This is a genomic window from Agromyces excoecariae (assembly GCF_051715505.1).
Classification (GTDB): Bacteria; Actinomycetota; Actinomycetes; order Actinomycetales; family Microbacteriaceae; genus Agromyces.
Map to the genome: position 1 here is coordinate 14,028 of NZ_JBPSLA010000019.1, position 18,271 is coordinate 32,298.

Below are 18,271 nucleotides of genomic sequence, written 5' to 3' on the forward strand. Positions count from 1 at the left end.
CGGGTCAGCCGACGATGCGGCGAAGCCCAGCCATGAGCGCGAGTCGCTCCTCCGCGCTGCGCCCGAGCGGTGTCACGTTCATGGTCGTGACCCCTGCGCGCACGAACGCCTCGACGCGTTCGGCGACCTCGGCCGGCGTGCCGATGAGCGAGATCGCACGCACGAGCTCGTCGGGCACGGCGGCGATCGCCTCCTCGCGATGGCCGTCGAGGTAGAGGTCCTGGATCCGCTCGGCCTCGGCCGCGAAGCCGTAGCTCGCGATGAGGTCGTTGTAGAAGTTCTTGCCGCGAGCGCCCATGCCGCCGATGTAGAGGCCGAGGTTCGGCTTGACCGCCGCGATCGCGGCCTCGACGAGCTCGGGTCGATCGGTGATGGCGAGTGCGGGGCTCGCGAACACGTCGAGGGCCCCGAGCTCGGGAGCGCGTCGCGCGCGCCCGGCCTCGAGCGCCGCACCCCAGACGTCGCCGGCCCGCTCCGGGTGGAAGAACATCGGCAGCCAGCCCTCGGCGATCTCGGCGGTCTGCTCGACCGACTTCGGTCCGAGCGAGGCGATCGTGATCGGGATGCGCTCGCGCACCGGCTCGTTGATGAGCTTCAGCGGCTTGCCGAGGCCTGTGCCCTGGCCGGCCGGGAGCGGGATGCGGTAGTTCCGCCCCTCGTGCACGACGCGTTCGCGCCGCCACACCGTGCGGCAGATCTCGACGATCTCGCGCATGCGGCCGAGGGGCGCGTCGTAGGGCACGCCGTGGAAGCCCTCGATGACCTGCGGCCCCGAGGCGCCGATGCCGAGCTCGAACCGGCCCTCCGAGACGTAGTCGAGTCCGGCGGCGGTCATGGCGGTGAGCGACGGCGTGCGGGTGTAGAGCTGCAGGATGCCGCTCATGAGCGTCATGCGCGAGGTGCGGGCGGCGAGGAAGCCGAGCTGGCTCACCGCATCGAACGAGTAGACCTCGGGGACCACCACGAGGTCGACGCCAGCTCGTTCGAGTTCGGCGACCTCGGCGGCGGCCTCGCGGAAGCCGCCCGCGTAGCTCAGGAACATGCCGATGCGCATGCGTCACTCCTCGTCGTCGGGGGTGGTGGTGATATCGGGCGCGCAGCCCCCTCAGACCCTAGTCGACGCGGTCAGGTCTCGACGACGACGATCGGGTCGGTGGTCGGCGCCTCCGACCCGCCGGCGGGTTCGACGGTCATGCCGACCACGACGCCCGAAGAGAACTCCCCGTCGAGCACGACGTAGGCGGCGCCGCCGTCGGGATCGAACGTCCCGGCGGCGCGCGCGCCGGCCTCGTCGATGTACCAGAGCTCGTACGTCGACTCGGCGCCGACATCGGGCAGGTCGGACGCGCTCAGGGCCGAACGGCCGAGTTCGGCGGACCACACGATCGTCACCTCGCCACCCCCGGCCGACGCGACGGTGACGGATTCGGCGTCGGGTGCGGCGGCGATCGCATCGACGGCGCGCTGCGCACCCCAACCCGCGGGTCCGGGCCAGTTCAATCCCACCACGGCGCCGGCGATCACCAGCACGGCCGCCGCCGCGGCGGCGACGATCGCGGCCGGGCGCTGGAACCAGCGTCGTCGTGCGGCGCGTTCCACGGGTCCGGCGACGGATGGCCCCAGGTCGCCCCGGTCCTCTGCCGGCGTGAGCGACGCGGCCGCGGGTTCGGGTGCGGCCGCGGGTTCAGGTCGGACGGCGCGTGCGGGCACCGGTGCGACCGGGTCGGCCGACCTGGCCGGGACCTGCGGCACCGCGTCGAGCCGGTCGAGGATCGAGGCCTTCATGGCCGGCGGCGGTTCGACGGGTGGGGCGGCGTCGGCGAGCGCAGCGGCCGCTTCGCGAAGGGCCGCGAGCTCGGCGCGGAGCTCCGGCGATTCGGCGAGTCGCGCCTCGACTCGCGCACGCTCATCGTCTGTCACCGCGTCGAGCGCGTAGGCGGCGAGCAGCTCCTCGGGCTCGTCCGCGCCCCCGCCCTGCGGGAAATCGGCGTCGGTCATGTGCTCACCCCCATCACGCGGCGCAGCCGGATCATGCCGTCGCGCATCCGTGTCTTCACGGTGCCGAGCGGCACGTCGAGCCGTTCGGCGATCTCGGCCTGCGTCAGCCCCCCGTAGTACGCCAGTTCCACGCACTCGCGCTGCGGGTCGCTGAGTTCGGCGAGCGCGACGTGCGCTCGCTCGTGGTCGAGGCGCACCTCGACCACCTCGGCGACGCTGTCCACGGGCACGTCGAGGTCGCGCGCTCCGATGCGGGCGTCGCGGTCGCGGGCGGACTGCGACGAGCGCACGCGATCGACGGCGCGACGGTGGGCGAGCGTGAACATCCACGAGATCGCCGAGCCCCGCGCGGCATCGAATCGCGGCGCCGTCTGCCACACCTCGAGGAACACGTCCTGGGCGACCTCCTCGGCCTGGGCCGGGTCGATCACGATGCGACGCACCAGCCCGAGGATGCGCGCCGCGGTGCGGTCGTAGAGCGCGCCGAACGCCGCCCGGTCGCCCGTGCCGCTCGCGACGAGCAGGTCGTCGAGGGTCGGGTCGGATGCCGCTGGCCCGTGCTCGGCGTCCGTCACGCGTCCCAGCATGGCAGACGGGGCCGGCCGGCGCCGCACCACGACCGGCGCCATGCGTCGCGTCGCCACGACCGCGATCGGGGCCTGGGCGAGGGTCATGCGGTGCTCCTGCGGTGTGCGGGGAGGGTCGACGGTGATTCGTCGCGCAGCCCCGCGTGGATTGCCTCGACGCCGCGCCGCATGCGCCCGCCGCCCTCAGCTCCGACGCGCCTCGGCCCCGTCGGGTCCGTCGATGCAGTACCAGAGCCGCCAGCGGTCGGGCACGCCCTTCAGGTCGCGCTCCCCCGCTGGCTCGAAGGCGAACGGGAATCCGAGCAGGAGCGAGCGGACGGTGTCGCTGACCATGATGCGACCGGGATCGGCGGCCGCGCAGATGCGCGCCGCGGCGTGCACTGCGAGTCCGACGAGGTCGTCGCCGCGGATGATGAGCTCGCCCGAGTGCACCCCGATACGCAGTTCGAGGCCGAGCGCTGCGGCCGACTCGAGCGCCTGCGTGGCGAAGTGCAGCGCGGACGACGGCAGGGGGAAGGTCGCGACGATCCCGTCCCCGGTGGTGTTGGCCTCGGTGCCCGAGAACCGGGCGATGGATCGTCGCAGCGCCTCGTCGTGCGAGGCGAGGATGCTGCGCCAGCGTTCGTCGCCGGTCCTCGCGAGGGCGGCCGTCGACCCGACGATGTCGGTGAAGACGGTCGTCAGCACGTCGCGGCGGCCTCCGCTGCGGGTGCCGGTCAGGAACTCCTCCATCTCGTCGACGAGGGCGCCGTCCGGGAGGATCGCCGGCAGTGCCGAGGACCGGCGGACGAGTTGCAGCCGCCCCTCGGGCAGAGCGTCGGCCAGCCAACGCATGGGGGCCTCGTCGATCGCCTCGAGCGCGGTGTCGTGGAGCACGAGCACCGGGGCGCGCACGTCGGCGAGGTACGGTCGGATGTCGATGGCGACGATGGCCTCGGCGAGCCGCCGCGCGGCGGTCGGCGTCGCCGACATGCTCTCGTACCGCTCCCACCAGGCGACGAGTCGCTCCGCACCCTCCGCCTGCCAGAACTGCCGCACGACGAGCCCCCGCCCCCACTCGGCCGGCTCGAGTCCCGCCATGAGGCTCGCGATCCATGCCGCATTCAGCGTCCACGGGAAGTCGGCGTCGGCGTGGCCGACGGCGAAGGCCTCGTACACGATGACGGCGTCGATGCGTTCCGGATGTCGCGCAGCGGCGACGAGCGCCGTCGCCCCGCCGTCGAACCAGCCGATGATCGCCGCTCGCGTGCTGCCGGCGGCATCGAGGATCGCGACGAGGTCGTCGGCGCGATCCTCGACGGTCGCGTCGAGCCCGCCTCGATCGGAGAGTCCCGTGCCGCGCTTGTCGAACAGGATCACGCGGGCACCGAGCGCCTGCAGCCGCTCGATGAACTCGAGGTGCTCGGGGAGCTCGCAGAACACGTCGACGTTCGAGATGAACGCGAACGCGAGCACGATGTCGCGCTCGCCCTCCCCGAAGACCTTGTAGGCGAGGTCGACGCCGTCGCGGACGGCGTATCGGGTGGCCGGGATCACGATCCGGCTCCACGACCACCTCGGGGGCTGTCCACGCGATCAGGGTAGCCCGCCAGTCGGAACAACTCCCAGACGCCGGGCACGCCCTTCAGCGAGTGCGCCCCGGCCGTCTCGAAGGCGAGCCCCGAGCCCTCGACGAGCACGCGGACGGTGTCGGTGACGAGCACCTCGCCCGACCCGGCGAGCGCGGAGACGCGCGCGGCGACGTGGACGGCGATGCCCACCATGTCCTCGTCCCGGACGAGCACTTCGCCGCAGTGCACCCCGGCGCGGAGGCCGAGACCCATGGCGTCGGCGGCGGCGATCGCGTCCTGCGCGAACCGGATCGCCGACGACGGAAGCGCGAACGCGGCGACGAACCCGTCGCCCGTGGTGTTCACCTCGCGCCCGCCGAACCTCGAGAGCGACTGCCGGACCGATTCGCGATGCCCGGAGAGCCGGTTGCCCCAGCGCAGGTCGCCGGATCCGGCCAGTTCCTCGGTCGAGCCGACGATATCGGTGAACACGATGCTCGCGAGCTCGCGCCGGGCGCCGCTGCGGGTCCCCACGAGGAACTCCTCGATCTCGTCGACCAGGTCGTCCGACGGGAGGATGAACGGGGCGCCGTCGGCATGCCGGATCTCCCGGAGCCGTCCGTCGGGCAGCGTGTCGGCCAGCCAGCGGAAGGGTGCGATCGGCACGCCGGGGTAGGCGCGGTCGTGGATCACGAGAACCGGGACCTCGACCTCCGCGAGGTAGCCCCGGATGTCGAGCGCGAGCGCGTCCTCGAGCACGCGCGCCGCGCCGCTCGGCGGTGCGGAGACCCGCTCGTAGCGGATCAGCCAGTCGATCAACCTGGCGTCGCCCGCCCAATCGGGAGCCATCATGCGAGCCATCGCCGCTTGGCCCCAGCCCATCATCACGAGCTTCCGCATGGCTTTCTCGCCGAACGGCGGCGCGAAGCCCCACGGGAAGCCGGGCACGCGTCGACCGCTGGCGAGGACCTCCGCCGCGACCACGGACTCGACCCGGCCGGGGTGCCGGGCGGCCGTCACGAGGCACGTGGCGCCGCCGTCGAACCAGCCCAGCAGGACGGCGCGGGCGCTCCCCGCGGCGTCGAGCACCGCGAGCAGGTCGTCCGAGTGCTGCTCGACGCTCACCGGACCGGTGCCGCGATCGGACATGCCGGCACCGCGCTTGTCGAACAGGATCACCCGGCCGAGCGACGTGAGCCGTTCGACGAACTCGCGGTTCTCCGAAAGCTCGAAGAACGCGTCGACGTTCGACACGAGCGGGAAGGCGAGCACGAGGTCGCGAGCCCCGTCGCCGATGGCCTTGTAGGCGATATCGGCGTCTCCGCTCCGTGCGAAGACGGTGTCCGGAATCATGGCCGTGCTCCGGCGCACCGCCATCCGATCAGGTCGATGCGGTCCGGGCCACGCACGGCTCGCCCTGTCACGCCACCACGCTAGTCCTCGCACGCGGCTCCGGACAGGACCTTCCGTCGGCTAAATGCCCCCGGCGCTCTCCTCACCGCGTCCGACGCGTCGACGGTGCTCGCGGATCCGCGCGACGCGCTTGACGACGAACGCCGCGACGGCGAGCACCCCGACCGCGATGACGACCACCTGGAAGCCGTCCGCCCACGGCTCCACGACATGCCAGTTCTCGCCGAGGAGGTAGCCGGCGATGACGAACACGGTGTTCCAGATGATGCTGCCGAGCGTCGTCAGCGCGAGGAACCAGGCGATGGGCATGCGGGTCACGCCCGCTGGGATGGAGACGAGGCTGCGGAAGAGCGGGATCATCCGGCCGAAGAAGACGGCCGTACGACCGTGGCGGTCGAACCACGCCTCGGTGCGGTCGACGTCGGCGACATCCACCAGCGGCACCGCCTTCACGAGCGCGCGAGTGCGCGCGCGGCCGAGCACCGCGCCGACGAGGTAGAGCGCGAGGGCGCCGACGATCGACCCGGCCGTGGTCCACGCGAGCACCTCGACGAGCGTGAACGAGCCGCGGCTCGCGGTGAACCCGGCGAGCGGCAGGATCACCTCGCTCGGCAGCGGCGGGAAGAGGTTCTCGAGCGCGATGGCCAGGCCGGCGCCCGGGGCGCCGAGGGTCTCCATCAGCTGGACCGCCCATGCGGCGAGCCCGGTGAGCCCGGGGTCGGCGGCGGCATGCAGGGATGTCGTCGTCATGACCACGACGCTAGGCGAATCGGCTGGGCGAACAGTGGGACGGCGCCGGAGCCGGGCGTTCGCGCACCCTCAGCGCGCTCCGAGGCGGATGCGAGAGGCTGGTCGTCGGCAGATCGGAGCGAATCCCGCATGACCTGGAGCCTCGTCCTCGACATCCTGCTCGTGCTCGTCCTCCTCGGCGCGCTCGTGCACGGATGGCGCGCCGGCCTGCTCCGCACGGTCGGCGGCCTGCTCGGCCTCATCGCCGGCGGCATCGCGGCGTACATCGCGATGCCGTGGATCGTGTCGTTCGTCGCGGCGCCGGAGTGGCGGGCCCCGATCGCGATCGCGGTCGCGGTGGTGCTCCTCGTGACGGGCGCGACGCTCGGGGGTGCGATCGGCCGCGCGCTCGGCCGTGGCGCCGACGCGGTCAAGCTGGGCCCGATCGACCGCGTGCTCGGCGCGATCGTCAACACGATGGTGACCGCGTTCGTCATCGCGCTCGTCGCATCCGGCGTCGGCTCGATGGGCGTGCCGGTCGTCTCGCCCGCGGTCGCGGGCTCGTGGGTCGTGCGCGGCATCGACCAGGTCACCCCGCAACCGGCCCGCACGCTCATGGCCGAGATGCGCACCGCGGCGTTCGGCGAGGCGATCCCGTGGCTCACGGGCGTGCTCGACGGCCCGACGGTCGCACCGGAGCTCCCGTCGGGCGGTCTCGACGATCCCGAACTGGACGCGGCCGCGGCATCCGTCGTCAGGGTCACGGGGCTCGCCTTCGAGTGCGGGGGCAACCTCACCGGCTCTGGCTTCGTGGTCGCGCCGAATCGCATCGTGACGAACGCCCACGTCGTCGCGGGCGTGACGGAGCCGATCGTCGAGGCGCCGGGTCGCAGCCCGGTGCAGGGTCGCGTCGTCGCGTTCGATCCCGATGCGGACCTCGCGGTGATCGCGGTCGACGGACTCGACGTCGCCCCGCTCGAGATCGCGGACGCGCCGGGCCCCGAGACCGACGTGGCCGTCGCCGGCTACCCGTTCGGCGGCCCGCTCGAACTCCGGCCCGCCCGGATCATGGCGAACGGTCCGATCACGATCTCGATCGACGGCGACACCACGTCGCGCGACGTCGTGACCCTCGCGGCCGAGGTCGACCACGGCAACTCGGGCGGCCCGGTCCTCACCGGCGACGGCGAGGTCGGCGGCGTGGTGTTCGCGAAGTCGCAGACGGTCGACAACGTCGGCTTCGCCGTCCCGGTGGGCACGCTCGAGCCGCTCGCCGATGAGGCGCCGTCGCTCAGCGAGCGCGTCGACTCGGGCAGCTGCGCGTTCTGACGCCACGGCGGTCGCGACGGTCGGCGGCGTGCCGGCGCCGGGCGGCCGGCCCCGACCTCACTCGGCGGTGAAGCCGGCGAAGCGGATGCCCCAGCTGAGCTCCCACTGCTCGCCGGGGTCGAGCCAGCGCAGGCCCTTGCCGGAGTTGAACGCCTCGGCGGGCGCGGTCATGGGTTCGATCGCGATGGCGCGGCTCTCGCCGGGGTAGTTCTCGGTCGTGTACACCTGCACGTAGGCGAACTCGTCGTCGGCCCACACCGACACCGATCGGCCGTCGGGTGCGACGAGCGTGTGCTCGACCGTGCCGTCGACCGAGGCGACCTCGCCGAACGCGTCGTCGAGGTCGACGTCGCCGACGCGGCGCCCCTCGCGGAAGTCCCATTCGGTGCCGTCGACGGGCACTTCGCCGGTCGGGAGCAGCCGCTCGTCGACCTCGAGGTGGCTCGCGGCGTCGAGCCGCAGCACCAGGTCCTCCGTCGGCACGCCGCCGATCTTGAGGAAGGGGTGGGTGCCGACCGCGACGGGGGCGGGCTCGCCGCCGACGTTCTCGAGGAAGTGCGTGACCTTGAGCCCGTCGGAGACGAGCTCGTACCGCACCGCCGTGCGGACGAGGAACGGGTAGCCGAGCTGCGGGAAGATCGTCGCCGCGAGCGTCACCGAGTCGCGATCCTGCTCGACGGGGACGTACTCGGCGTACCGCAGCAGGCCGTGGATCGCGTTCTGCCTCGCGGGCTCGGTGATCGCGAGCTGGTACGACGTCTCACCGTGGTGCCAGATGCCGTCGCGGATGCGGTTCGGCCACGGCACGAGCACGATGCCGGAACCGGACGGCGGCGTCTGGTCCTCGCCGTAGGGCGGCACGAGGTCGATCCCGTTGATGGTCAGCGTGCGCAGGCCCGCGGCGACGGCGGTGATCGTCGCACGGACGTCGCCGGTGGAGGTGGTCGTCTCGAGCTCGAACTGATCGCCCGTGGGGAGATTCATGCACACCACCCTATGGCCGGTCGGCGGCGTGGGCGACGAGCACGTCGAGTCCGGCGTCGCCGAGTTCGCCGAGGAGGATGCCCGGTGCCGCGGCATCCGTCACCAGCGCGTCGAAGGCGTCCACCGGCGCGATGCGGCCGAGGTGGACCTCGCCGAGCTTCGAGGCGTCGGCGACGACCACGGCGCGCGCCGCGCGCCGGAGCATGAGGGCCTTGACCGAGGCCTCGGGCAGGTTGGCGTTCGTGACGCCCAGATTCGGGTCGACGCCGTTGCACCCGATGACCGCGAGGTCGACGTGGACCTCGTCGAGGACGGAACCGGCGAGCGGGTGCACGAGCGAGTGCTGGCGGGGGCGGAGGGTGCCGCCCGTCACGACGACCGTGAACCTCGGGATCTCGGGTTCGAGCTCGAGCGCGATCGAGAGGCCGTTGGTGAAGATCGTGACGTCGTCGAGGTCGGCGCGCGCGCGGAGTGCGCGGGCCACCTGGAGCGTCGTGGTGCCGACGTCGAGGATGAGGCTCTGCCCGCTCCGCACGAGCGCGGCCGTGCGCTCGCCGATCACCTGCTTGGGCACGACGGACGTCGCGAGCGCCTCCTCGAAGCTCGGCTCGCGTTCGGGCCGCGGCTCGGCGGCACCGGCCCCGGACGGCACGGCACCGCCGTGCACGCGTCGCACCAGACCGGCCCGCTCGAGCGCGTCGAGGTCGGCGCGGGCCGTCACCGGGGTCACGCCGAACGACTCGCTGAGCTCGACGACGCGGACGAACCCGCGCTCGCTCACGAGGTCGGCGGTGAGCCTGCGGCGGTGCGCGGCATCTGGCTGCATGACGACCAGTGTGCGCCGAGGCATCCGTACTTTGCAATACGAAACCCACTTGTTTCTCAAACGAAAGTCGCGTACCGTGGCGCCGTGCACCAGACCGAACCCGGCCTCCTCGACCCGCGCATCGCCGTGCGCCGCTCGAGCCTCGCCGACGGCCGCGAGCTCATCTACTTCGACGACGCCGACACGACGCTCCCGCCTGAGCGCGCAATCGACGCCCGTGCGCTCGACCCGAGGCCCGCGGTCGCCGAGATGCGGCAGGACCCGCTCACGGGCGAATGGATCTCGATCGCGGCCGCACGGCAGAACCGCGTGTTCCTGCCCCCGGCCGACGCCGATCCGCTGGCGCCGCAGACCGCGACCAATCCGTCGGAGATCCCCAGCACGTACGACGTCGCCGTGTTCGAGAACCGCTCGCCGTCGTTCGGACCCGACCTCGCCGACTGGCCCGTGTCCACAGGCGGGGCGGATGCCGCGGCATCCGCCCTCGCCGACGTGCGCGCCGTTGGCATCGGGCGCCGCCTGCCCTCGCACGGCCGTTGCGAGGTCGTCTGCTTCAGCCCCGAGCACGAGGGCTCGTTCGGGACCCAGTCCGTCTCGCGCGCCCGGACCGTCATCGAGGCCTGGGCGCACCGGACCGCCGCGCTCTCGGCACTCCCCGGCGTGCAGCAGGTGTTCCCGTTCGAGAACCGCGGGCGCGAGATCGGCGTCACGCTCCCCCACCCGCACGGCCAGATCTACGCCTACCCGTACGTGACGCCGCGCACCGAGCGCCTGCTCGGCGCGATCGACGCCTACGGGCCGTCGCTGCAGGCCGACGTGCTCGAGCGGGAGCGCTCCGGTGAGCGCGTGCTCCTCGCCGGCGAGCACTGGACCGCGTACGTGCCCTTCGCCGCGCGCTGGCCGATCGAGGTCCACCTCGTCCCCAACCGTCACGTGCCCGACCTCGCCGAGACCACGGCCGAGGAGCGCGACGAGCTCGCACGCGTGTACCTGCGCCTCCTCCGCGGAGTCGATCGGCTCTACGACACGCCCACGCCGTACATCGCCGCGTGGCACCAGGCGCCCGTGCACGAGCACCGCGACGACGTGCGCCTCACGATGCAGCTGACGAGCCCGCGTCGAGCCGCCGACCGGCTCAAGTACCTCGCCGGCTCCGAGGCCGCCATGGGCGCCTGGATCGGCGACGTGCCGCCCGAGACGCAGGCCGCCGCACTTCGCACCGCCATCGAAGGAGTTGACCTGTGACCGACGCCGTGGCCTCCGCCCAGCATCGCTTCGCCGAGCAGTACGGCCGCCGCCCAGCGGGCGTGTGGTCGGCTCCCGGCCGCGTGAACCTCATCGGCGAGCACACCGACTACAACGACGGCTTCGTGTTCCCGTTCGCGATCGACCGTCGAACGACCGTGGCGCTCGGCGACCGCGACGACCGCGTCGTCCGGGTCTCGTCGACCTTCTCGCCCGAGACCGTCGAGGTGCACCTCGACCAGCTCACGCCCGACGCCGTGAGCGGCTGGGCCGCGTACCCGCTCGGCGTCGTGTGGGCGCTCGGCGAATCCGGGGCCGACCTGGCGCACGTCCGCGGCGTCGACCTCCACATCGACTCCGACGTGCCGGTCGGGGCGGGCCTCTCGTCGTCGGCCGCGATCGAATGCGCCGTCGCGCTCGCCCTCGACGAGCACTGGGGCCTCGGCCTCGACCGCCCGACGCTCGCGAAGGTCGGCCGCCTCGCCGAGAACCGCGTGGTCGGCGCCCCGACCGGCATCATGGACCAGTCCGCGTCGCTCCTCGGCGAAGCCGATTCCGGCGTGTTCCTCGACTGCCGAAGCCTCGACGCCGACGTGATCCCGCTCGGCTTCGCCGAGGCCGGGCTGTCCCTCCTCGTCATCGACACTCGCGTGAGCCACGCCCACGCGACCGGCGGCTACGCCGCTCGGCGCGCCTCGTGCGAGGCGGGCGCTGCGGCCCTCGGGGCCGAGTCGCTGCGCGAGGTGGGCGTCGACGACCTCGACCGTGCGCGCGACCTGCTCGACGACGAGACCTTCCGTCGGGTGCGGCACGTCGTGACCGAGGACCAACGCGTCCTCGACACCGTCCGCACCCTTCGCGAGCACGGGCCGGGCGCGATCGGCCCGCTGCTCGACGCGTCGCACGCGTCGATGCGCGACGACTTCGAGATCTCGGTTCCCGAGCTCGACCTCGCGGTCGAGACCGCCCAGGCGAACGGGGCCATCGGCGCGCGCATGACCGGCGGCGGGTTCGGCGGCGCGGCGATCGCGCTCGTGATCGACGACCTCGTGCCCGTCATCGCCCGCAAGGTCGTCGAGGCGTTCGCCGAGCACGGCTACCGCGAGCCCGGCGTGTTCACCGTGCACGCTGCACAGGGCGCGCGGCGCGACGCCTGAGCCGCCTCCGTCGTGGCCGACCGCGCCGCGTCCGGGCCGGGACTGCGGCGCGCGACCTCAGTTCGGCTCGACCGCCGTCGGCGTGCCGCCGGTGATGCGCACGAGCTCGTCGAAGGTCGTCGGGAACACCGTCTTCGCATGCCCCGCGGCGGCCCAGACCTCGTCGTAGGCGGCGAGGTCGACGTCGACGAAGGTGCGCACCGGCTCAGGGTGGCCCACCGGTGCGACCCCGCCGATGACCTGGCCGGTCGCGGCCTTCACGACCTCCTTCGACGCGCGCCCGATCGTGCCGCCGAGCTCGGCGCCGAGCCACTCGGTGTCCACGCGGTGCGCGCCCGAGGTGAGCACGAGGATCGGCTCGTCGTCGAGTGTGAAGACCAGCGAGTTCGCGATCTGGCCCACCTCGATGCCGAGCGCCTCGGCGGCGAGCTTCGCGGTGGTCACGGCGTCGTCGAACCACACGATGCGCGGCTCGATCCCGTCTGCGGCGAGCGCGGCGGCGACGCGGTCGACGGCGGCGTGCGAGGGGGCGGTCGGCTCGGCGGTCATGCCCTCGATCCTACGAGCGGATGCCGCGGCATCCGTCGTCGGGAGCAGGTGCCTCGGATGCCGCCCGCCCGAGCGACGACCGGCGGGTGCCCCGTGCGCTCGCCGCGCTGCCGTAGGGTTCGAGCGTGACCAGCTCCGGCCCGCCCCCCGATCGGCTCGCGCGACGTCTCGGGCTCCGTGGCGCGGTCGCCATCGGGCTCGCGGCGATGATCGGCGCGGGCGTCTTCGCGGTGTGGGGGCCGGCGGCGCAGGCCGCGGGCGGCCTGCTGCTCGCCGGGCTCGCCATCGCGGCGTCCGTCGCGTTCGCGAACGCCGGCTCGACGGCGCAGCTCGCGGTCCGCCACCCGGAGTCGGGCGGCGCGTACCGGTACGGCCGGGAGCGGCTCGGCGCCTGGCCGGGCTTCCTCGCCGGGTGGGGGTTCGTCATCGGCAAGACCGCGAGCTGCGCCGCGATGGCGCTCACCGCCGCGGCGTACCTCGTGCCGCCCGCGTGGCAGAAGCCCGTCGCGATCGTCGCGGTCGTGGTGCTCGTCGGCGTCAACGTGCTCGGCGTCACGCGCACCGCGCGGGTCGCCTCGGTGATCGTCTCGGCCGTGCTCGCGGTACTCGTCGTGGTCGTCGCCGCGGGCTTCGCTGCGGTCGCGGGCGTCGGCTGGGGCGTCGGCGCGACCGCATCGGTGGCCGCCCTGCCGTCGACGGATGCCGCGCCCGGCGCGCTCGGCGTCTACGGGGTGCTGCAGGCCGCAGCCCTGGTCTTCTTCGCGTTCGCCGGGTACGCGCGCATCGCGACGCTCGGCGAGGAGGTGCGCGAACCCCGACGGACGATCCCCCGCGCGATCGGCATCGCCTTCGCGGTCGTCGTCGTCGTGTACGCGCTCGTCGGCACGGCCGCGGTCGGGGCGCTCGGGCCCGACGCGCTCGCGGCATCCGCGGCCCCGCTCGTCGACGTCGTGGCGGTCGCCGGATGGATCTGGGCCGAGCCCGTGGTGCGCGCCGCGGCCGGGGTGGCCGCGCTCGGTTCGCTGCTCGCGCTCGTCGCGGGAGTCGGGCGCACGAGCCTCGCGATGGCGCGCGACGGCGAGCTCCCCCGCCCGCTCGCATCGGTGCATCCGCGGTTCGGCGTGCCGCACGTCGCCGAGATCGCGACGGGCGTCGCCGTGATCGTGCTGCTGCTCGTGGCCGATCTCCGCGGAGCGATCGGGTTCTCGTCGTTCGGCGTGCTGGTCTACTACCTCGTCGCCAACGCGTCCGCGATCACCCAGCCGGCCGGCGAGCGGCTCGTGCCGCGGTGGCTCTCGTGGTTCGGCGCGATCGGATGCGTCGCGCTCGTCGTCACGCTCCCGGCGGCGTCGATCGCGGCGGGCGTCGCCGTCTTCGCCGTCGGCGGCGCGGTGCGCGGCATCCGTCTCGCCGTCGGGCGGCGCTCCGGCCCTCCTGAGGACTAGCCCGGTATCGAGAGGATGCCGACTGCACCGCTCCTGCCCCGCGACGGTGCGGACGGCATCCGCTCGATCGCGGCCCGGGAATAGGCTGGCGGCATGAGCGCCGATCCCTCAGCCCGCATCCTGACCATCGCCGACGTCCCGGCCCCCGAGCTCGAGCCGAGCGCCTTCGTGGCCCTCGGCGCCGTCATCGTCGGGCAGGTGCGACTCGCCGCGCGATCGAGCGTCTGGTACAACGCGGTGCTGCGTGCGGAGGCCGAGCCGATCAGCCTCGGCGAGCGCTCCAACCTGCAGGACGGCGTGGTCTGCCACGTCGACTCCGGCTACCCCGTCGTGATCGGCGAGGGGGTCTCGGTCGGCCACCGTGCGGTGCTGCACGGCTGCACGGTCGAGGACGACTGCCTCATCGGCATGGGTGCGACGATCCTCAACGGCGCCGTGATCGGCCGCGGGTCACTCGTCGCGGCCGGCGCCGTGGTGCTCGAGGGCACCGTCGTGCCGCCCGGCTCGCTCGTCGCGGGCGTGCCCGGCAAGGTCCGCCGCGAGCTCACCGCCGACGAGCAGGCGGGCATCCGGCGCAACGCCGAGGCCTACCTGGCGCACGTCGCGCTGCACACCGCTCCCGTCGACTGAGCGGGCGGCGGCCTCCGCGGCGCCCGATTCGCTGATCGCCGCGCCGGCACCCGAGGCGGGCCGGCCCGCGCCAGACCACAGCCGCGCGATCCGGCGCCGCGCGCGCCGCACCCGGCGGACGACGCCCCGCGCCGGGACGCCGACGCCCCAGGCGAGCGCGCCCGACAGGCTGCGGTCGTGCCCGCCCAGCATGCGTCGCCGTTCGAACGCCGACCGCAGCGCCCCGCCCGAGAGGTTGCGCGTGCGCACGAGCGGCGCGAGCGGCACGATCTCGCGCGCTTCGACGAGCGCGGCCAGTCGTGACGCCCAGTCGTCGGCGTCGCGCCCGTGGAAGTAGTTGTCCGCGAGCCACGCCCCGTCGGCGCGGCGGAAGCGCCCGGCCGCGAGGTCCGTCGTCGAGCCGAACAGCCCGGCGCCTTCGAACACGGTGTTGATCATCGCGGGCGAGACGCCGAAGTCGTCGATGAGCAGCGTCGGGATGCCGAGCGCGACCGACTCGAGCGCGGCCGTGGAGCTGACCGTCACGAGCGAGCCGGCTCGCTCGAGGTGGGCGGCCATGGGACCGTCCTCGACGACGAGGTTCGGCGGGACGGCGTCCGCGTCGCCGACGCGCGACCCGGTGTCGGGGAGCTCGCGCAGGAGGTCGGCGTAGTCGTGCGCCTCGGCGTGGGTCTGCGCCTCGCCCGCTCGAGCGCGGACCTTCACGACGACGCGCCGATCGGGCTGCCGCCGGGCGAGTTCGGCGAGCGCGACGAGCACGTGCACGCGGTCCGCCCGCTCGGACGGCACCTTGGCCTGCGCGGCGAAGATCACGTCCGTGCCGCCCGGTCCGACGGCATCCGCCCCGGCCGCCGAGAGGAAGGGCAGCGTCGCGAGCCCGAACATGCGGTCGACGCCGAGTTCGGCGGCGTTCTCGCGGAACTCGCGCACCTCGCGCCGGCTGTGCAGCACGATCAGGTCGGTCTGCTCGCGGTAGACGACGGCCTTCGGCACGGCCGGGATGGTGAGGCCGGGGAAGCCGCTCACGAGCGCCGGGCGGTTCCGGCGCCGGAGGATCCGCGGGGCGACGACGCGCACGAACGGCCCGCGCAGCGCGAGCAGCACCGCGTGCGGGTCGAAGTCGTCGAGTTCGTCGTCGAGGCCTGGCGAACCGTCGCGCCCGTCGAGCGGCACGATGCGCACGTCGGCCGGTGCGAAGCGCGTCCCGTCGAGGGCGTGCTCGAGCTGGCGTGGGCTCGGCTGCACGGGCGAGGCGACGACGACGAGTCGCGACGTCCACTCCCCGGGCAGCGTCGAGGCGAGCGCCGCGCCCCACTTCACGTAGGAGTCGGCGTCGCCGACGACGAGCAGGCGCCGCCCCGCGGCATCCGTCGCCGGGGCGCTCGCGACGCCGGCGGGGCGGCCCTCCGTCACGCGAGCACCCGGCGGAGCTTGGCCTTCGGGGCCTCCTCGCCCGGGTAGACGCGCTTCACGCCGTCGCCGAGCGCCTCGCCGATGATGCGGATGTCGCGCACGAGGTGCTCCAGCCCCTGCGGCTCGAGCGAGGCCGAATGATCGGAGCCCCACATGGTGCGGTCGAGCGTGATGTGGCGCTCGACGGCGACCGCGCCGAGCGCGACCGCGGCGATCGAGATCTGCAGGCCGCGCTCGTGGCCCGAGTAGCCGACCGGGACGCCGGGGTAACGACGCTTCAGCGACGGGATCATCAGGAGGTTCGCCTCCTCAGACGGCATCGGGTAGCTCGACGTGGCGTGCATCATCACGAGGCGCTCGGTGCCGAGCACCGCGACCGCGCGATCGATCTCGTCGAGCGTCGACATGCCGGTCGAGAGGATCACGGGCTTGCCCGTGTCGCGGACCGCCTCGAGGAGCTCGAGGTCGGTGACCGAGGCCGACGCGATCTTGTGGGCGACGACGCCGTAGGACTCGAGGTCGGCGACGGCCGGCGCGTCCCACGGCGACGCGAACCAGTCGAGGCCGTGCAGGGCGGCGTGGCGGGCGACCTCGGCGTACTCGTCGCGCCCGAACTCGACGCGGTGACGGTACTCGAGGTAGGTCATGGTGCCCCACGGCGTCTCGCGCGGCATCGGCTTCATGTGCTCGGGCGTCGAGAGGTCGGGCGTGCGCTTCTGGAACTTCACGGCCTGCGCACCGGCGTGCGCGGCGACCTCGATGAGCCGCTTGGCGATCTCGACGTCGCCGTTGTGGTTGAGGCCGATCTCGGCGATGACGTAGACGGGGTCGTACTCGCCGATGGCGGCGTGGCCGATGCGCACGGACATGGTGGCTCGCTTTCGTGGGTGGTCAGGACGCGGAGGACGCCGTGGCGATGGCCTCGCGCTGTTCGCGACTGGGGTGCGCGGGCTCGAGCTCGTGCGACTCGCGCACGAGGTCGGAGGCGCCGGAGCCGAGCTTGGCCTCGCGCGCGGCGAGCACGAGCTCGGCGAGTTCGCGCACCGCGCCGTGGCCGCCGTGCTGCTCGAGCACGTGACGGGAGCGCTCGAGCGCGTCCGGTGCCGCGTCCGGGACGGCGAGCGGCCAGCCCGCGAGGTCGAGCGCGGGGATGTCGCCCCGGTCGTTGCCGAGGTAGGCGATGCGGTCGAGGCGGATGCCGCGGGCCGCCGCCCACTCGCGGAGCGCGGTGCCCTTGTCGGTCAGCCCCTGGATGACGTCGACCCCGAGCTTCTCCGCGCGCCGGGTGACGACCGGGTTCGCCTCGGCGGACAGGATCAGCACGGGGATGCCGGCGTCGCGCAGGCGGGCCACACCGTGCCCGTCGGCCCGACTGACGCGCACCGACTCGCGCCCGAGCTCGTCGACCGCGGCGGTGTCGTCGGTGTGCACGCCGTCGAAGTCGGTCACGACGGCGTCGACGTCGATGAACGGATGGCGCGGGTCGGCGACCCACGCCGCACCCTCGCGGCGGGCGAGCGAGGCGGCGATGCCGCCCGCGAGCCGACGGTCGATGCGCGGTGCGAGCACGCGGGCGCGGGCGAGGTCGGCGGCGTCGTCGATCTCGATCGCGGTGTCGGGGTGGACGCGCTGGATGCCGATCCGTCCGAAGAAGCGGTGCCCGGCGAGGAGGAAGCCGTCGGTTCGGAACACGTAGAACGCACCGGTCTCGAGGAACTCCTGCTCCCGGTCCTGCCGTCGCGGCCGGTTCGTCGGGTCGTGGTTCACACCGACCGCGCTCGCACCGTCGGCATCGTCGGCCCGCTCTCGCCACAGGAATCCGTGGGTCGGGGTGGCGGCGAAGACCACGTCGCGTTCGCCCGACGCGACCCGCGCGACGGCCGCGTCGAGGTCGGCGGGGTCGATGAACGGGGAGGTGGCCTGGATGAACACGGTGACCTCGTGCTCCGGGGGCTCGTCGGCCGAGCCCGGCTCGCGCACGAGCGCATCGATCGCGTGCAGCAGCGCCGACTCGCTCGACGCCGTGGCGTTCGCGAGTTCGGCCGGGCGGGCGACGACCTCGGCGCCGGCGCCGCGCGCGGCATCCGCGATCTCCTCGTCGTCGGTGGTCACGACGACGCGCCCGATGCGCTCCGCGGCGAGGGCGGCGTGCACGGCCCTGGCCACGAGCGGCACTCCCCCGACGCGTGCCACGTTCTTGCCGGGCAGGCCCTGCGACCCGCCCCTGGCCGGGATGATCGCGACGGCGCGCACGGCGGCGGCCGGCGAACCGCCGCCGGTCGCGGCAGGGCCCTGCCCGGTGCGGGCGGCGCGGTCCCCCGACGCGCCCTCGCCGTCCCGGGCGGATCCCGAATCGGCCGCGCCGGCGGCGGTGGCCTCGATGGAGTCGCTGCGGCTCATGCCGCGAAGCTAAGCG

16 protein-coding genes and 1 pseudogene are annotated in these 18,271 nt (G+C 73.7%); 5 read left to right on the forward strand and 12 right to left on the reverse strand.

Annotated elements, in window-relative coordinates:
- Positions 1-4: 4 nt before the first annotated feature.
- The 6 genes from ACSJD1_RS17515 to ACSJD1_RS17540 form a co-directional block, all read right to left on the reverse strand.
- Positions 5-1,054, reverse strand: coding sequence for an LLM class F420-dependent oxidoreductase (locus ACSJD1_RS17515; protein WP_438856461.1), 1,050 nt, complete (start codon positions 1,052-1,054; stop codon positions 5-7).
- Between the two features lie 71 nt (positions 1,055-1,125).
- Positions 1,126-1,998: an anti-sigma factor gene (locus tag ACSJD1_RS17520; RefSeq protein ID WP_438856460.1), complete on the reverse strand. Its 873-nt coding sequence runs from the start codon at positions 1,996-1,998 to the stop codon at positions 1,126-1,128.
- Positions 1,995-2,585, reverse strand: a complete 591-nt coding sequence (sigK, locus tag ACSJD1_RS17525) for an ECF RNA polymerase sigma factor SigK (RefSeq protein WP_438856555.1) — start codon at positions 2,583-2,585, stop codon at positions 1,995-1,997. Before sigK ends, ACSJD1_RS17520 begins: the two co-directional genes overlap by 4 nt.
- Before the next feature lie 183 nt (positions 2,586-2,768).
- Positions 2,769-4,121: an adenylate/guanylate cyclase domain-containing protein gene (locus ACSJD1_RS17530; RefSeq protein ID WP_438856459.1), complete on the reverse strand. Its 1,353-nt coding sequence runs from the start codon at positions 4,119-4,121 to the stop codon at positions 2,769-2,771.
- Positions 4,118-5,488, reverse strand: coding sequence for an adenylate/guanylate cyclase domain-containing protein (locus ACSJD1_RS17535; protein WP_438856458.1), 1,371 nt, complete (start codon positions 5,486-5,488; stop codon positions 4,118-4,120). The genes ACSJD1_RS17530 and ACSJD1_RS17535 overlap by 4 nt, the downstream gene beginning before the upstream one ends.
- Before the next feature lie 120 nt (positions 5,489-5,608).
- Positions 5,609-6,298, reverse strand: a complete 690-nt coding sequence (locus tag ACSJD1_RS17540; RefSeq protein ID WP_438856457.1) for a DedA family protein — start codon at positions 6,296-6,298, stop codon at positions 5,609-5,611.
- A 129-nt stretch (positions 6,299-6,427) separates the two neighbouring features.
- Between ACSJD1_RS17540 and ACSJD1_RS17545 the strand changes: the two genes are divergently transcribed.
- Positions 6,428-7,606: a MarP family serine protease gene (locus ACSJD1_RS17545; protein ID WP_438856456.1), complete on the forward strand. Its 1,179-nt coding sequence runs from the start codon at positions 6,428-6,430 to the stop codon at positions 7,604-7,606.
- A gap of 57 nt (positions 7,607-7,663) precedes the next feature.
- On the opposite strand, the gene ACSJD1_RS17550 is transcribed toward ACSJD1_RS17545, so the two are convergent.
- Positions 7,664-8,590: an aldose 1-epimerase family protein gene (locus tag ACSJD1_RS17550; protein WP_438856455.1), complete on the reverse strand. Its 927-nt coding sequence runs from the start codon at positions 8,588-8,590 to the stop codon at positions 7,664-7,666.
- 10 nt (positions 8,591-8,600) lie between these two features.
- Complete coding sequence (locus ACSJD1_RS17555; protein WP_438856454.1) at positions 8,601-9,416, reverse strand: DeoR/GlpR family DNA-binding transcription regulator; 816 nt, start codon at positions 9,414-9,416, stop codon at positions 8,601-8,603.
- 84 nt (positions 9,417-9,500) lie between these two features.
- Between ACSJD1_RS17555 and galT the strand changes: the two genes are divergently transcribed.
- Complete coding sequence (gene galT / locus ACSJD1_RS17560) at positions 9,501-10,661, forward strand: galactose-1-phosphate uridylyltransferase (RefSeq protein ID WP_438856453.1); 1,161 nt, start codon at positions 9,501-9,503, stop codon at positions 10,659-10,661.
- On the forward strand, positions 10,658-11,818 hold the full coding sequence (gene galK / locus ACSJD1_RS17565) for a galactokinase (RefSeq protein WP_438856452.1): 1,161 nt from the start codon (positions 10,658-10,660) through the stop codon (positions 11,816-11,818). The genes galT and galK overlap by 4 nt, the downstream gene beginning before the upstream one ends.
- Positions 11,819-11,875: 57 nt before the next feature.
- On the opposite strand, the gene ACSJD1_RS17570 is transcribed toward galK, so the two are convergent.
- The gene (locus ACSJD1_RS17570) at positions 11,876-12,367 is read right to left on the reverse strand and encodes a YbaK/EbsC family protein (protein WP_438856451.1); all 492 of its coding nucleotides are present in this window, start codon (positions 12,365-12,367) and stop codon (positions 11,876-11,878) included.
- Positions 12,368-12,492: 125 nt separating this feature from the next.
- On the opposite strand from ACSJD1_RS17570, the gene ACSJD1_RS17575 reads away from it, so the two are divergent.
- Together ACSJD1_RS17575 and ACSJD1_RS17580 are read left to right on the forward strand one after the other, a co-directional pair.
- A complete protein-coding gene (locus ACSJD1_RS17575; RefSeq protein WP_438856450.1) occupies positions 12,493-13,812 on the forward strand; it encodes an APC family permease in 1,320 nt (439 codons plus the stop codon).
- 93 nt (positions 13,813-13,905) lie between these two features.
- On the forward strand, positions 13,906-14,442 hold the full coding sequence (locus ACSJD1_RS17580) for a gamma carbonic anhydrase family protein (RefSeq protein ID WP_438856449.1): 537 nt from the start codon (positions 13,906-13,908) through the stop codon (positions 14,440-14,442).
- Positions 14,443-14,739: 297 nt separating this feature from the next.
- Here the strand turns inward: ACSJD1_RS17580 and ACSJD1_RS17585 are convergent.
- The 3 genes and pseudogenes from ACSJD1_RS17585 to ACSJD1_RS17595 form a co-directional block, all read right to left on the reverse strand.
- Positions 14,740-15,855: pseudogene (locus tag ACSJD1_RS17585) on the reverse strand (DUF6716 putative glycosyltransferase); the annotation flags it as partial.
- The gene (locus ACSJD1_RS17590; RefSeq protein WP_438856448.1) at positions 15,852-16,724 is read right to left on the reverse strand and encodes an N-acetylneuraminate synthase family protein; all 873 of its coding nucleotides are present in this window, start codon (positions 16,722-16,724) and stop codon (positions 15,852-15,854) included. The gene ACSJD1_RS17590 and the pseudogene ACSJD1_RS17585, both read right to left, overlap by 4 nt.
- Before the next feature lie 22 nt (positions 16,725-16,746).
- Positions 16,747-18,255 (reverse strand): cytidylyltransferase domain-containing protein, encoded by a 1,509-nt coding sequence (locus tag ACSJD1_RS17595; RefSeq protein ID WP_438856447.1) that lies wholly within the window; start codon positions 18,253-18,255, stop codon positions 16,747-16,749.
- Between the last annotated feature and the right edge of the window lie 16 nt (positions 18,256-18,271).

What these genes read in the sequence shown, in the direction of transcription:
- ACSJD1_RS17515 (WP_438856461.1), bottom strand. Translation starts at nt 1,054, where the DNA reads ATGCGCATCGGCATGTTCCTGAGCTACGCGGGCGGCTTCCGCGAGGCC.
- ACSJD1_RS17520 (WP_438856460.1), bottom strand. Translation starts at nt 1,998, where the DNA reads ATGACCGACGCCGATTTCCCGCAGGGCGGGGGCGCGGACGAGCCCGAG.
- sigK (WP_438856555.1), bottom strand. Translation starts at nt 2,585, where the DNA reads ATGCTGGGACGCGTGACGGACGCCGAGCACGGGCCAGCGGCATCCGAC.
- ACSJD1_RS17535 (WP_438856458.1), bottom strand. Translation starts at nt 5,488, where the DNA reads ATGATTCCGGACACCGTCTTCGCACGGAGCGGAGACGCCGATATCGCC.
- ACSJD1_RS17540 (WP_438856457.1), bottom strand. Translation starts at nt 6,298, where the DNA reads ATGACGACGACATCCCTGCATGCCGCCGCCGACCCCGGGCTCACCGGG.
- ACSJD1_RS17545 (WP_438856456.1), top strand. Translation starts at nt 6,428, where the DNA reads ATGACCTGGAGCCTCGTCCTCGACATCCTGCTCGTGCTCGTCCTCCTC.
- ACSJD1_RS17550 (WP_438856455.1), bottom strand. Translation starts at nt 8,590, where the DNA reads ATGAATCTCCCCACGGGCGATCAGTTCGAGCTCGAGACGACCACCTCC.
- ACSJD1_RS17555 (WP_438856454.1), bottom strand. Translation starts at nt 9,416, where the DNA reads ATGCAGCCAGATGCCGCGCACCGCCGCAGGCTCACCGCCGACCTCGTG.
- ACSJD1_RS17570 (WP_438856451.1), bottom strand. Translation starts at nt 12,367, where the DNA reads ATGACCGCCGAGCCGACCGCCCCCTCGCACGCCGCCGTCGACCGCGTC.
- ACSJD1_RS17580 (WP_438856449.1), top strand. Translation starts at nt 13,906, where the DNA reads ATGAGCGCCGATCCCTCAGCCCGCATCCTGACCATCGCCGACGTCCCG.
- ACSJD1_RS17590 (WP_438856448.1), bottom strand. Translation starts at nt 16,724, where the DNA reads ATGTCCGTGCGCATCGGCCACGCCGCCATCGGCGAGTACGACCCCGTC.
- ACSJD1_RS17595 (WP_438856447.1), bottom strand. Translation starts at nt 18,255, where the DNA reads ATGAGCCGCAGCGACTCCATCGAGGCCACCGCCGCCGGCGCGGCCGAT.